The following is a 13,446-nucleotide window of genomic DNA, read 5'->3' as shown; positions in this document are numbered from 1 at the left end:
CGCTCATGCAATCAGGATTGCCCGGATATCGTTGACGTTTGTTAACGTAGGACCGGTTATCAGCAGATTATCCAGCGCGTGAAAATAGCTGTAACTGTCATGGTCATCGAGAGAGTTAAGCGCATTAAGGCCCCTCAGTTTGCCGCGTGTGAGTGTGTCCGGAAAGACCATCGCACCTGCCGCATCCTCTGTGCCATCAATACCGTCACTGTCGCCAGCGATGGCCCAGATACCCTCCTGACCCTGCAATGCACAGGCAAGGCTGAGCAGAAACTCGGTGTTACGCCCCCCTTTTCCAGCCTGACCCTGCCTGACCGTCACGGTAGTCTCACCTCCCGACAAAAGCAGCGCAGGACCACGAACCGGCTGACCATGCTGCTTCACCGATCTGGCGATACCGGCCATCACTACGGCCACTTCACGGCTTTCACCCTCTATTGCGTCCCCCAGAATCAGCGGCGTCAGCCCGTGCAGGCGTGCGGCCTGCGCCGCCGCCTGCAACGCCAGCGCAGGTGCCGCGATCAGCCTGACTTCACTGTTCACTGCGTTTTCCAGCGAACTGGCGGGCTGGTTCAGCACTTTGCGAACCGCTTCAGGGACCGCAATACCATAACGTTCGAGCATCCTGAGCGCGTCGGGTGGTGTACTGTGATCGGCAACGGTAGGGCCAGACGCCACGTCCGTCGGGTCATCGCCCGGCACATCGCTGATGATCAATGACACGATACGCGCCGGCTGCGCCAGGCGTGCCAGCTTGCCGCCTTTTACTGCGGAAAGATGGCGACGGACCAGATTCATCTCCCTGATGCTGGCACCACTGTGCAGCAGTGCGCGGGTAATTTTCTGCTTATCTGCCAGCGTCAGTCCCGGTGCAGGCAGCGCCATCAGCGCTGATCCTCCCCCTGAAATCAGCGCCAGCACCAGATCATCCGGTGTTAACCCGCGAAACGTCTCCACAATCAGCATCGCCGCCGTTTCGCTCATGGCATCTGACACCGGGTGGGCCGCCTCGATAATACGGATGCGTCCGGCAGGCACCGCGTGCCCGTAACGCGTGACGACGACGCCTGACACATCCACATCCGGCCAGGCCGCATCGACCGCTGCCGCCATCGCCGCTGAGGCTTTACCGGCACCGATCACTACACAGCGGCCACGCGGTTTTTCCGGCAGGTTCGGCGGGATAACCGGCCCGGCCCGGGCGCTGTCAACAGCGTGCTGAAAAATATCGTGAAGGATCGTCGCGGCCTGTTCATTTCTCATGGTTATGCCGTCTCGGTAACGTCAGCGCTGGCTTCGATAAACTGCACGACCGCGCGGGTGACGTCAGCGGTCGTGGCAGTGCCACCCACATCCGGCGTCAGAATGCCTTTCTCGCAAACATATTCGATGCTGTCCATAATCAGCGCAGCGGCGTCACGTTCGCCCAGATGCTCCAGCATCTGTACGGCGGTCCAGAACGTGGCTATCGGGTTTGCGATGCCTTTGCCGGTAATGTCGAAGGCTGAGCCATGGATCGGTTCAAACATGGAAGGGAAGCGGCGTTCGGGATCAATATTGGCGGTCGGTGCAACGCCCAGACTTCCGGCCAGCGCACCGGCAAGGTCTGAAAGGATATCGGCGTGCAGGTTAGTGGCAACGATGGTATCCAGCGTCTGCGGATGCAGCGTCATACGGTGTGTCATGGCATCGACCAGCATTTTGTCCCACTGCACATCCGGGAACTCAAGCGCCACTTCGGCGGCGATTTCATCCCACATCACCATCCCGTGGCGCTGGGCATTCGATTTGGTCACTACTGTCAGCAGTTTGCGCGGACGGGACTGCGCCAGTCTGAAGGCATAGCGCATAATCCGCGTCACACCAACGCGGGTAAAGATCGCCACCTCGGTACCCACTTCTTCCGGTAGACCACGATGTGTGCGACCGCCATTCCCGGAATATTCACCTTCGGAGTTTTCACGCACAATGACCCAGTCCAGATCGCCCGGACCGCGGTTTCGCAGCGGAGAGGTTACGCCAGGCAGGATTTTGGTGGGTCTGACATTGGCGTATTGATCGAAACCCTGGCAAATGGGCAGACGCAGACCCCACAGCGTAATGTGGTCAGGTACATCCGGTGCGCCGACCGCGCCAAAGTAAATAGCATCAAATGTCTTCAGCGTGTTCAGCCCGGTTTCCGGCATCATCACGCCATGCTGTTTGTAATAATCTGAGCCCCAGTCAAACGTCTCGATCTCAAACTTCAGCTGCGGATTGTGGCGTGTCAGCGCCTGCAGAACTTCAATACCCGCTGAAATAACTTCCGGACCGATACCGTCGGCAGGGATGGCAGCAATTTTGTAATTACGCATAGTAACTTCTCCAGTTAATGAGTATGAGGATGAGGAATTTCGGCTGTTTGCGGCTTGTTCGTTCTGGCAGAGAGAATCAGAACAACCAGAGCAGAGAGCCCCAGTAATCCGGCGACAAAGTAGAGGCCCCAGGTATAGCTACCCGTCTGCTGACGGATTACGCCAATCATCATCGGGCCGACAAATCCGCCGAGGTTGCCAATCGAGTTGATGGTAGCGATGCCCGCCGCTGCCGCCGGCCCGCTGAGGAAGAGCGTCGGCATACTCCAAAGTGGGGGCTTGGAGGCACTGATACCTGCGGTGACCAGGGTCAGGGCGACGATGACGGTGAAAAGCGTGCTGACGTTACCGGCATAAATCAGTCCGACGGCAGCCAGCAGGCACGCGCTAATCACATGCCAGCTGCGTTCCCGGGTGCGGTCAGAGTGCCGCGCCCAGAGGATCATGGCGATAACTCCGATTACAGCCGGAAAGGCGTTCAGGAAACCTATCTCCATTGAGGTCGCGCCGAAGCTGCGGATAATCTGCGGTGACCAGATGCCAAGCGTGTACAATCCGGCCGATGTACCGAAGTAGACCAGCGCCAGCGCCAGCACGCGTTTATCCGCCAGTCCCTGCCAGGCGCTGGTGTGGCTCTGTTTTGCTGCCCGGGCCTGCTCCTCAGCGCGCATAGTGTTTTCCAGCCAGGTACGTTCCTCGTCGGTCAGCCATTTCGCTTTGGCCGGGCGGTCGGTAAGAAAGAACAGGACAACCACGCCGAGCAGTAATGCCGGTATCGCTTCAACAACGAACATCCACTGCCAGCCGGCATAACCCAGAAAGCCATGCATCTCCAGCAGTGCTGCCGAGATGGGCGATCCGAGTGCCGTAGAAAGGGGCGCTGCAGCCATAAAAATCGCCGTGACCTGAGCGCGTTTTGCTGCCGGGAACCAGTAGCTGAGATAGAGGATGATGCCGGGAAAAAAACCGGCCTCCGCCACGCCGAGCAGAAAACGCAGAACATAAAAGCTGGTTGTGCCCTGCACAAAGGCCATACAGCCTGAAACCAGGCCCCAGGTGATCATCACGCGGGCAATCCAGATGCGGGCACCGACTTTATGCAAAATTAAGTTTGACGGGACCTCAAACAGAAAATAGCCGAGAAAGAAAATGCCAGCGCCCAGCCCGAATACGGTGGGTGAAAATCCCAGATCCTGGTTCATGGTCAGGGCCGCAAAACCGATGTTCACCCGGTCCAGAAATGCGATGAAATACAGCAGCATGATAAAAGGAATGATGCGAAAGGTAACCTTGCGCATAACCTTTTTTTCGAGGTCATTATTCATTTCGCGATGCTCCACAGTCATGTAGGGTTGTTATTGTTTTGTAATAATCCCAGTATGAAGTTTTGAGCAGCTTTATCATCGGCACTGCTTTATACAAATAATTTGCATAATCAGATTCTGGTAAAAAAATGGATATAAATCAGTTACGTTGCTTTATTGTGCTGGGTGATGAACTTCACTTTGGACGGGCTGCCCGTAAGCTTGAAATGATGCCTGCGTCACTGAGTCGCTTCATCAGACTGCTTGAAGAGGATTTGGGAATAAGGCTGCTGAACCGTTCAACCAGAAATGTCTCGCTGACGCCTGAAGGAGTGGCTTTCCTCAATGAGGCCAAAACCGTTATCGCGGATTTCGATGCGCTGCGGTTGAGGTTCCTTAAAAACAGCTTAACGCAGAAAAGAACGCTGCGAATTGGCGCTATTGATAGCGCCGCCAGAGGACTACTGCCGAAACTCATTAATCTGTTTGTCAGGCAGTTTCCTGACGCGGATATCCATATTACGGAAGATAAATCACACACTCTTATTCCGCGGCTTTTATCGGGGTGGCTGGACGTGGTCCTGATACGCCCTCCTGAACAGGTTGATGCCATGCTGACGACGCGTTTCATCGCTAATGAAACCTGCGTGCTCGCTGTTCCGGCCCATCACCGGCTTGTTGATTATCCCGAGGTCACTATCCGTGATTTTTGTCATGAGCCGGTGATCATGCCAGAAAGGCGTACCCGGCCTCACAGCCATGATCTCACGATGAATGTGTTCAAAGCGGGTGGCTGCACACCTGTCATTGCACAGTATGCTGAAGAGAAACAGACCATCCTGAGCTTTGTTGCCGCCGGTCTGGGCATTGCTCTGGTGCCGTCATCCTATAAAAATATGAATGCTGACGGGGTTAAGTATCTTACTCTTTCGCCAGCCATTGACATTGAGGGGCTTCCGCTCAGTGCGATGTGGCATCAGGGAAACAATAATCTTTATGTCAGCGCCCTGCTGGATATGCTCGCTGATAACCTCGACGCGCTGACACGTGAACTGTAAATATCGATTATTTTCAGGAATAAATTACCGGATCAGATAATTTATTTTTACCTGAGCGATGTACAGTTTTACTGATAGCATCCAGCCAGATAAAAGCCCCAACCAGGGGCTTTATCACTCTTATTTCTCTGCGGGCGTATTGCGGCATGTCGCCAGTAAATCGTCTGCTGCAACATATTCGCGGGTCTGAACGCCGGTCATGCCCAGCATGGTTGAAAAAAGATTATCCTGAGAATATTTTTGCGAAGTCGCCAGCCGGTTCAGGCATGTATAGTCAACGGCATAACGCTGCTGGTAATCGGGTGACAGCCAGATCAGCAGCGGCACGCGGGTCTGAAATTCAGGTGCGATAGCATAGGGCAGGCCATGCAGATAGACGCCTTTCTCGCCCAGTGACTCACCATGATCTGACAGATAAACCAGACTGGTCGTAAACTTCTCCTGATGGGCTTTGAGTAATTCAATCGCTTTATCGACAATATAGTCCGCATAGAGAATGGTATTGTCGTACGTATTAATCAGTTGCTCCTGAGAGCACTCCTGTATCTGTTTCGTCTCACAGGTTGGCGTAAATTTACTAAAGGCTGGCGGATAACGATGATTATAGGTCGGGCCGTGGCTGCCAATCGTATGCAGTACAATAACGCCATTACCCTGAAGCTGTTTGATATAGGTCTCAAGGCCATGGAAAAGCACTTCGTCATAGCACTCGCCTTTGATGCACATTCCCGGAAGATTCAGCGCTGTCATATCCCGATTAGGCACGCGGTCGCAGGCTCCTTTGCATCCACCATCATTCTCATGCCACAAGACGCTCAGGCCCGCCCGCTGAATGATATCCAGCAACCCCTCCTGATGAGTGGCCAGCGCATCATCGTAGTGTCTGCGCGGCATATTTGAGAACATGCAGGGGACAGAGACTGCCGTAGAGGTGCCACAGGATGCGACGTCAGGGAAGTAGACAACGTCTTCTTCTGCCAGCAAAGGGTTGGTGGGGCGTGGGTAACCGCCCAGAGAAAAATTAGCGGTGCGGGACGTTTCCCCTACGACCAGAATCGTCAGGTTCTTTTTCGGGCCGTTAAGCATTTGGGGGCGTTGATGGGCATCTTCACCTATTTTCACCAGAGGAAGATTCGCCCGCTCGCGATGATTATAGTAAGAGAGCGAGGCCGCAATAAAATTAGAAGGGCTCAGGGATTTCAATAGCTGGTGGTTATTACGAATCAGTGATGCATAGTCTTTATAAAAAAACATCGCTATCAGCGCTATTAATGCAACTGAAATAACCAGGCTTAACCCGCGCTGAAGTAATCCCTTCCACACTGGTACCGACTTTTTAAAAGCAGGCCAGAAGGCGAGTGCGGCCATAAAGAAGCCGGTAAAGAAAATGACTACTATCATCTTAGGCGTCAGCAGTGCCAGGCTTTCAGCGGGTGTGGTGTCCACCATATTGGTAATCATTGAACGATCAAGAACGATGCCATAGTGCTGAATAAAGTACTGGGCTATGGCAGCGACAATGATAAACAGCGCAATGGTTATCCTGTCCAGCCAGAAAAAGGAGGCCAGCGTCACCACACTATTTATCACACTAAAAGCGACAATCGGCATGGAAAGGAAAAAAAGCATACTGCTCATCCCGTCCGGCACAATAAGTGACCATGCCTGTTTGTAAAAAGCGAAATTGAGGAAAACAGCGATATAAAGTGAGAATAGCAATATGAACGCGACGCGGGGCAATACGGGCTGACTGACATTAAATCGTGGCATAAAGGTATTCCATAACCTTGCGGAAATAAGCCAATAAAGTTCTTTCTGAAATAATCAGCAAGCGTTAATAAAATTTATATGCCAGCAACTCTGAGCTGAGGAGTTGATGATTGTGATAATGTAAATAACTGCTTTAAAACATCTGTTTAATATCGTTAATAACCTGATGGATTGACGATAGGCTCATTTTCACTCCTGTTAATGTTAAGTAAAAATGAACTTTTTGCTACACTTTGTGCGGTTTATGTAGTTAATTTGTGATGCCGATCACGCCGGTTCGTTTAAGAAAACGCGATTTCAAACCTGACAGGGTCGCGTTGCTTAACGATTGGACAGCTGCAATGGCTCTGAATGAGGACCGGAATTTATAGAGAAAATAGCGTCAGTGCCTGTTTATTCTTTTTCCCCCAGTCCGACAACGACATCTGGATGCCGCCTATTCTGCAGGTGATAAAAGAAGAGGGCGTCAGAGTAGTGGTCTATACCGGCTATGGCGAAAGCGCGATCATTCCAGTATTGTTCCGTGAATTAAAAGAGGCGGATATCATGCTGGAAGGTAATACAGACGAAGGCTATATCTGGCTTGGGACAGGCATTGGCAACATTCGTCGTGTTAAACGTGTCGTGGAAGTCCTAAATGATTTATCCATTCAATAAACCGATTTGAAGTGAAACGAAATCATTAAGAACTAAATTTAACGAAAAGGCGGGCCTGAATAAATATCCTCATAAGCGGTCTGTTCAGGCCCGTTTGTATAAAAATCAAACTTCCTTACGGACCAGATATCGCTCTTTCATCAGCGACAGGGCAATGCCGATATCCAGTGCTGGCGAGGGGGGCATGACATTGGCTTTGCCCAGCGACAGCATATCTGCAATATGCGGATTATCCTGTTTCATCATGAAATCCGCCAGCAGCGTGCCTGCCACGGTCTGCTTTGAAATGCCTGCGCCGTTACAGCCGCCTGCCGTGCAGAGAAACTTGTTCAGCATACCCCATTCCGGCGCGCCGTTACGCGTGACGCTGATGGTGCCAGACCAGGTGTGGGTGATCTTCACACTGCCCAGCGTCGGATAGACTTTCTTAAATAAGTGCTCATGCAGCCGGGCCGCCTCATAAGTTCGTGCCGCATTTACCTGACCCCTGAGCGCGGGTATGACATGCTGGCGAATCAGGAAACGGCGATCTGAGGTAAAACGGAAGGTCGCTCCGGCAATGGCATTAACCGGCGTGAGTCCCCAGCTCTGCATCGGGGGCAGGGTAGCCAGTTGTTCGTCCATCAGCGGATCGGTGATGCTGGCGAAGGTAGCCATAGCAGCCTGACGCGAAAGCCCCGGACGCAGCTCCGGCGATAGTGCATTGGTAGCCAGCATCACTTTTGGCGTTTTGATCACCCCAAATGGTGTAAGCACTTCAGCCATGCTGCCGTAACGGATCCCCAGCACGGGTGTGTTATCGAAGCGCTGAACCTTCTCAGGTAAACACGCGTTCAGGCCGGCAATCAGCTGCGCCGGATTAACCAACACGCAGCCCGGTGTATAAATCCCTTTGCTGTAAAAGCGCGTACCGAGTTTCTGGTACAGCTCCTCGCTGTCTGACATCTGCCACGGCTCGTTCATCAGATCGAGATGGCTGGCATACTCCTTTAAAATAGCGTCATTACCAGGTTCAGCCTGACAGTGATATTTGCCGACCCGTTCCCAGTCGCACTTAAGATGATGCTGAGAAATAACCTGCTCCAGCTGACGAATGCCTTCCTGAAGCAAATTCCGGTATGCGTTTGCCTTCTTTAATTCGGCAGTTGAACTGCCAATATTATGCGGCAGGCCGATAACGAAGCCGGAATTACGTGCCGATGCGCTTTGCTGTGTGCTATGAGCTTCGACGATGATGATTTTCAGGTTGGGATTGATTTCCGCGAGACGGCGCGCAAAGGCGACACCTGCAAATCCTGCCCCGACGATGACCCAGTCTGCAGTGATATCGCCCTGCAACGCTGGCTGTGGCGAAAAACTGTGCTCACCCGCAGGCCAGCCCGGTTGGTTATGATTGAATGGTATTGATGCGTAGCGCAATTCCCTGTGCCTTATATGAAAAATAAAGCAATTTTATAGGGGAAAGCGGTATGCCTGTGCCAGCGGTAATCTGACTAATCTTGATTTCAGACAAGTAAAATAAAGGGTTTTTTCTGTACAACCCAATGCGCGCGGATTTGCGGAGGAAAGAGGATTACGCGCCCACAGAGTTATATGTTTTCTATTCTTCAGGACCGATAAAGCACGCTGTTAATTTCAGCCACCACCTGCATCGTTGCCTCTTCAATGCTCCCTTCATTGCGGCATAAAAACCAGCCTTTATCAGCAACTTCCTGCTCAAACGCGCGGGTGCAGGCGATATGTTCTTCAAGGCGGTGAATTACCGTACTTCCCAGGCCACGCGATCGTGCTGCGGCTCTTTCCCAGGATACCTCGGGCGCAGTGACCACTCCGACATGCAGATCTGGCGCGCGGACGTTGTGCGCACGGTTTAGCTGCAGAATCTCTGTAAAAGAAACCATCCGGCGAAACGCGGCATCCGATGGATACCAGCGATCCATCAGGATAACGCTGTCCTGTGGCTGTTTAGCCAGTACGTTCTGTGAAATCCAGGCGCGGCTGACAGCAAAGCGCTGACAGATTTCCCATTCCAGATCTGCCGAGGGATCTCTGGCGAGCCGGTTAACCAGTGCCATGGATTCCGCCCTGAAAGGATCGCTCTTTTTTTCGCTGAGTCGGATCACTTTCATATTATCTGCCCTCAGCACTTGCGTAATGGCCTCCAGAAGCGTGGTTTTACCGGCTCCCTTGGGGCCATCCAGAGAAACAAACAGCTGACGACTCATGCCCGGAATGACGATTGAGTCAGGATTTCAGTAAAAGGTACATTCGCTAAAAGCATGTTATTTCCTGGTGTGATAAGCGGGTATTTTCCTGAGCCGTCGGCCCTGGTTGCGAGAACAAAATCGAGGAGTATTCACAGACAAGAATGTAACGGCTCTGCCTGGCAGGCTTTATCATCCTCTTTGCGTGTTCATGAATTAAAACCTGCGTCCTGTAGTTTACGGGAACAGCCAGGTAAACGAAAAGATCCTGATTTAGCCTGCTGACGGAGGGTTTGAGAGAAAAACGGACCTGAACCTATGCGGCTATAAGTAAGCTCACACAGATGCAGGCCAAAAATCGTTTCTGACAGGGAATCACATCGCATCAGTTAACCCGTAATGGGTAACATTTTGTCCAGTTGTAGTTGATCTTTGCCAGCGTCAGCTCTCCGGCGACCTCCCCAAAATTAACGGCCTGACGTTCCAGAAAATAGTGACGTAAGGTTGCGGGTAAAAAAGCCGCGTTGTAACGCAGCAGGGTGCTGTGCCAGAAGGGGGGCGGTAATAGGCTGCCCGAATGACGCATCATCAGCTCATTTTTCCAGTCAGAGTTGAGCACCTTTTCGCAGAATGACTGGCGCATGGTTACAGCAGGACTTTCAGGGATCCCTGCGAGCAACAACTGACCGGGCAACGCAACGAGCCGGAGATTCCTGATAACGATTTTCTTCGCCTCAAATCCGGTCCAGATAGCCGTCAGCTGATCCACTTTTTCGGGCAACGGCGCGTTTTCGTGATAGAGCGGCAGGGTCAGAGGTAAGAAGGTAAAATGAAAACCGTCTGCTGGCAGAACATCGGCCAGCGGATCATCTTGGGTAAGTTGCTGCAGTTCACGCAGCAGACGTGAGACATCTGAGGACACAGACGGCTGTATGCCTGCTGCGAGAGCGAGTTTTACCGGATCGTAGTAGTTACCTTGCCTGATATCGCCAATGCCTGCATTTTCCCTCCACATCGCAACGGTATTCTCATTTGCAGAACGGTAAATGTTGTGCAGATTCATCGATTCCATAACAGACCTTTTGCCATTTAAATCTGTTTGTCGCTAAGGATATTTCTGACTGACGCTTCAGGCTACCTGATTAATCCGATGGCCGCAGACCTGCGAAGGCATCGTGATGCGCTGCTACAGAAATCCTTTCAGTAAGAATATTTAGTCCGGCTGTCAGTCTGATCTGTGGACATCAGCTTGCGTCTTGCATAGCTAAGGCTGAATCACCTTTCCCTGCTCATTAAGCAGATCTGTCAGAAGAGCTGTGCCATCGTTCCCCACGCGGAATGCCCCGTAGCGTGCCTGCGCGAAACGCTCGCCATGACCTTCCTGAAAGAAATAAGCGTTGGTGCCGACGGTCAGCGATCCGGAGTGTTGATGGTATTTCACCCGTAGCTGATTCGTCTGTAGCGGCTCACCCTGATCAAACCGGGCCTGAGTTGCATGACGCTGCGCATCGAGATCCACAATCAAGGTCCTGCTGGTGGGCAGGCATGGCGATGACCGGGTCGCGCCGCAGGCCACCGCCTGTTGATACAGTGTCTGCTCCAGCGATCGGGTGAGGGCATAATTCAGGGCCATGTAATCACCCTGCATCAGGGATCGCGGGTCAACTGGCGCAAGGGGTAAAATCATGATCGCGCCCTGTTTAAGCAACTGCTCTTTTTGCCAGATGCTGATATTAACGGTCACCAGCGCCAGCGCTATCACTGCGCCTGCCAGCCATCGGCTCTTATTACGCATTCTCACTCGCACCTCCGATTTGTGCGGGTAACACTTTTGTGACGCCCCACGCCAGCCCCAGCAAAACCAGACCGCCAGCCAGCAGTAACAGCGCTTTATGCAGCAGTAGCACTTCCAGGAAGTAATACCAGCCAATGACATAGAGCACCAGGAACCCGCCACTGACCACCAGCAATCCCGGACTTCCCAGATAACGCGCCATCAGAATTAACCATAAGCCCAGCCCGATACCTGGGGCATAAAGGGCGGCAGCCCCGCAGATAAGGGTGGCGGGCAGCGTGATTATCGAAAACAGCGGCTGACCGCTTCTTTTCTGACTGAGCGCACTCAGCACTACACCTGCCGCAATACCGGTGCCTGTCGCAGACTGAAGCATAGAAAACTGTGCAGAAGACCAGAAGAAATCCATGAGAACCGCCGCGTTTATTCCGGGGAAACTCAGCAGCATCAGACCCGTCGGGATGCCATACAGCAGCGGATGTACGGCTTCAGCATAGGATCCTGCCAGTAATTCCAGCTGATGGCTGACAATCCACAGCCACAAAAACATCACCGCTCCCACCAGCAGGGAAACAGCAACGCGGCCTGCCGTTGGCGACAGGTAGTGCAGGGAAAGTAAATAGCCTGCCAGCACCAGAAAAAAAGTCAGGGCAGTGATGGCCATAAAGCGGTAAGTGCGGTCAGGCATCGCCACCGCCATCGCTGTAAGAATCGGTAATGCGCACAGTGAGCTCAGCATCATAAAGCTGACGTCATTGCTCTGGATTTGTAACACAACGCCGAAAACCAGACCGCACGTCGCCGCAATAGCCCATGCCAGCCCGAGGTGATACTTACCGTCACGATCGCTGCGTAACAGGCCGCGGGCAATCACGGCGAGGACCAGTGAAGGCAGGATAAGGGTGACAGCATTCTGGTCATCGAGCAGGTCGGTGGAATAGAGCACCAGCGCCATCAGTAACAGAGTAATGATCGCGGCGACCCAGCCTCCGACGCTCAGCGCCAGCCTCAGATACCAGGGCAGGTCCGACGCGTGACCACGTTGCTTAATCTCCCTGATCTGTGCGTCGCTCAGCAGGCCCTGCTGACGAAAGGCGTCTGTCAGTAAGGTCAGCCTGGCCGGAGCCAGATCGAACGGCCCCTTTTCAGCCAGTTTGCGCTGCCACTTCAGCAGGATCGAACCATTTGCCGCTACCCAGAAAATCATCAGGACGCCGGTCAGATACAGGTCAGCCGTAACATAGGCCACCAGGAATAACTGCATGATCAGCGCGCAGCCCACAACCGTCAGGCTGGCGATGCCCAGCGTCAGCATGCAGAGATCCACATGGCGATAACGGTACAGGTAATAGCCTGCCAGCAGGGTAACCACCCAGCCGCCCGTGACAAACGTAAAGTGGTTAGCGCCGTGCCCGTCAGAGATATTCCCGGCCACGATGGTGGTCAGCAACAGCAGTAAAAATCCGGCCATGACGCGTGAGAACCAGCGGCTTGCCAGCCAGCTCTCAGGGTGATGCGTTATTGCCCGCCAGGCCAGAACTTCCCTGATAATCAGGCAGGCTGCCAGCAGCGCCAGATAGCCGTGCAGCACTGTCGTCGGGAGCCAGAAGAAGCTGTCAGACACGGCAAGGTCCAGCAGTGACGTGGGCAACGTGGTGGTGTAATAGAGCTGGAACGCCAGGTTAGCGACCAGCCAGCTGCAAAACCACAGGCTGTTTTGCCGGGCAATCAGCGCCAGCGGCAGAAGAACGCATAACCAGGCCCGGAAGAGCTCCCAGCTATCCGCACCCGTCTGATAAATCTGCCCGTAAAGCGCAAACAGGGCACCGAAACTTAATCCTGCTGCCAGCAATGCGCTGCGTGCCAGCGTGCTGTACCAGCGCCACCAGACCACTACCGCCAGCGCGACGATCAGCAGTTCGGCCAGGGCAAATTTCGCCATCTTCGGCATCCAGGCCCAGTTCCAGGCAATAAAAAACACCGACCCGGCAACCAGTGACAGTAATCCCAGAAAGCAAAGTACCGGGATAAGAAACTGACGCCACTGCGCATCTGAGGGTCTGATACCACAGAAAGCAAAGATGCGCTGGCAGGTCTCCGGGCTCAGGCTTCCTGTTTTGACCAGATGCCCGATTTGACGGCAAAGATATGCTGCCGTTCGTGATGGCATCCCGGTTATCTTATCGGCCGTAATCTCCCTCATATTTTCCCTGCCTCTGTTTGCGGTATGACTTTAATGATGACGTTAACCACGGTTCTTCCCTGTGATGGCGCTTTGATGAGCGGCAGATAATTTTGTTGAAC

General features: G+C 53.1%; 11 protein-coding genes. 2 read left to right on the top strand and 9 right to left on the bottom strand.

Translation table 11 applies throughout. The features are described 5' to 3' along the window. Positions 1–3 precede the first annotated feature (3 nt). The 3 genes from AC6I8E_RS21595 to AC6I8E_RS21585 are packed head-to-tail and all read right to left on the bottom strand — an operon-like array spanning position 4 to position 3,679. Positions 4–1,263: a glycerate kinase type-2 family protein gene (locus AC6I8E_RS21595; RefSeq protein ID WP_095707978.1), complete on the bottom strand. Its 1,260-nt coding sequence runs from the start codon at positions 1,261–1,263 to the stop codon at positions 4–6. Positions 1,264–1,265: 2 nt separating this feature from the next. After that, the gene (locus tag AC6I8E_RS21590) at positions 1,266–2,354 is read right to left on the bottom strand and encodes a tartrate dehydrogenase (RefSeq protein ID WP_095707979.1); all 1,089 of its coding nucleotides are present in this window, start codon (positions 2,352–2,354) and stop codon (positions 1,266–1,268) included. A gap of 14 nt (positions 2,355–2,368) precedes the next feature. Then, positions 2,369–3,679, bottom strand: a complete 1,311-nt coding sequence (locus tag AC6I8E_RS21585) for an MFS transporter (protein WP_497824821.1) — start codon at positions 3,677–3,679, stop codon at positions 2,369–2,371. 128 nt (positions 3,680–3,807) lie between these two features. On the opposite strand from AC6I8E_RS21585, the gene AC6I8E_RS21580 reads away from it, so the two are divergent. Then, positions 3,808–4,716 (top strand): LysR family transcriptional regulator, encoded by a 909-nt coding sequence (locus AC6I8E_RS21580; RefSeq protein ID WP_497824820.1) that lies wholly within the window; start codon positions 3,808–3,810, stop codon positions 4,714–4,716. 120 nt (positions 4,717–4,836) lie between these two features. Here AC6I8E_RS21580 and eptA read toward each other — a convergent pair whose 3' ends face one another. After that, complete coding sequence (gene eptA, locus AC6I8E_RS21575) at positions 4,837–6,486, bottom strand: phosphoethanolamine transferase EptA (protein ID WP_312215982.1); 1,650 nt, start codon at positions 6,484–6,486, stop codon at positions 4,837–4,839. A 351-nt stretch (positions 6,487–6,837) separates the two neighbouring features. Between eptA and AC6I8E_RS21570 the strand changes: the two genes are divergently transcribed. Next, entirely contained in the window at positions 6,838–7,143 is a 306-nt protein-coding gene (locus tag AC6I8E_RS21570) for a hypothetical protein (protein WP_371265376.1), read from the top strand. A 105-nt stretch (positions 7,144–7,248) separates the two neighbouring features. Here the strand turns inward: AC6I8E_RS21570 and AC6I8E_RS21565 are convergent, their stop codons facing one another. The 5 genes from AC6I8E_RS21565 to AC6I8E_RS21545 all read right to left on the bottom strand — a co-directional run bounded on the left by AC6I8E_RS21565 (position 7,249) and on the right by AC6I8E_RS21545 (position 13,345). Further along, entirely contained in the window at positions 7,249–8,562 is a 1,314-nt protein-coding gene (locus AC6I8E_RS21565; protein WP_497824819.1) for an NAD(P)/FAD-dependent oxidoreductase, read from the bottom strand. 188 nt (positions 8,563–8,750) lie between these two features. After that, on the bottom strand, positions 8,751–9,368 hold the full coding sequence (locus AC6I8E_RS21560; RefSeq protein ID WP_013196017.1) for a dTMP kinase: 618 nt from the start codon (positions 9,366–9,368) through the stop codon (positions 8,751–8,753). A 364-nt stretch (positions 9,369–9,732) separates the two neighbouring features. Next, complete coding sequence (locus AC6I8E_RS21555; RefSeq protein ID WP_313677464.1) at positions 9,733–10,419, bottom strand: hypothetical protein; 687 nt, start codon at positions 10,417–10,419, stop codon at positions 9,733–9,735. 192 nt (positions 10,420–10,611) lie between these two features. Continuing rightward, positions 10,612–11,142 (bottom strand): GDYXXLXY domain-containing protein, encoded by a 531-nt coding sequence (locus tag AC6I8E_RS21550; RefSeq protein WP_013196020.1) that lies wholly within the window; start codon positions 11,140–11,142, stop codon positions 10,612–10,614. Then, the gene (locus AC6I8E_RS21545; RefSeq protein ID WP_497824818.1) at positions 11,135–13,345 is read right to left on the bottom strand and encodes a DUF4401 domain-containing protein; all 2,211 of its coding nucleotides are present in this window, start codon (positions 13,343–13,345) and stop codon (positions 11,135–11,137) included. The genes AC6I8E_RS21550 and AC6I8E_RS21545 overlap by 8 nt, the downstream gene beginning before the upstream one ends. Positions 13,346–13,446: the final 101 nt, after the last annotated feature.

This window comes from Pantoea sp. X-Soil-YNGN-785 (assembly GCF_059730585.1).
Note: the sequence above shows the minus strand (reverse complement) of the source record. Positions and strands in the feature narration are given on the sequence as shown.

Bases quoted from the DNA above. Each gene is read 5' to 3' on its own strand.
- AC6I8E_RS21545 (WP_497824818.1), bottom strand. From the start codon at position 13,345: ATGAGGGAGATTACGGCCGATAAGATAACCGGGATGCCATCACGAACG.
- AC6I8E_RS21560 (WP_013196017.1), bottom strand. From the start codon at position 9,368: ATGAGTCGTCAGCTGTTTGTTTCTCTGGATGGCCCCAAGGGAGCCGGT.
- AC6I8E_RS21570 (WP_371265376.1), top strand. From the start codon at position 6,838: ATGAGGACCGGAATTTATAGAGAAAATAGCGTCAGTGCCTGTTTATTC.
- eptA (WP_312215982.1), bottom strand. From the start codon at position 6,486: ATGCCACGATTTAATGTCAGTCAGCCCGTATTGCCCCGCGTCGCGTTC.
- AC6I8E_RS21595 (WP_095707978.1), bottom strand. From the start codon at position 1,263: ATGAGAAATGAACAGGCCGCGACGATCCTTCACGATATTTTTCAGCAC.
- AC6I8E_RS21585 (WP_497824821.1), bottom strand. From the start codon at position 3,679: ATGAATAATGACCTCGAAAAAAAGGTTATGCGCAAGGTTACCTTTCGC.
- AC6I8E_RS21590 (WP_095707979.1), bottom strand. From the start codon at position 2,354: ATGCGTAATTACAAAATTGCTGCCATCCCTGCCGACGGTATCGGTCCG.
- AC6I8E_RS21550 (WP_013196020.1), bottom strand. From the start codon at position 11,142: ATGCGTAATAAGAGCCGATGGCTGGCAGGCGCAGTGATAGCGCTGGCG.
- AC6I8E_RS21580 (WP_497824820.1), top strand. From the start codon at position 3,808: ATGGATATAAATCAGTTACGTTGCTTTATTGTGCTGGGTGATGAACTT.
- AC6I8E_RS21555 (WP_313677464.1), bottom strand. From the start codon at position 10,419: ATGGAATCGATGAATCTGCACAACATTTACCGTTCTGCAAATGAGAAT.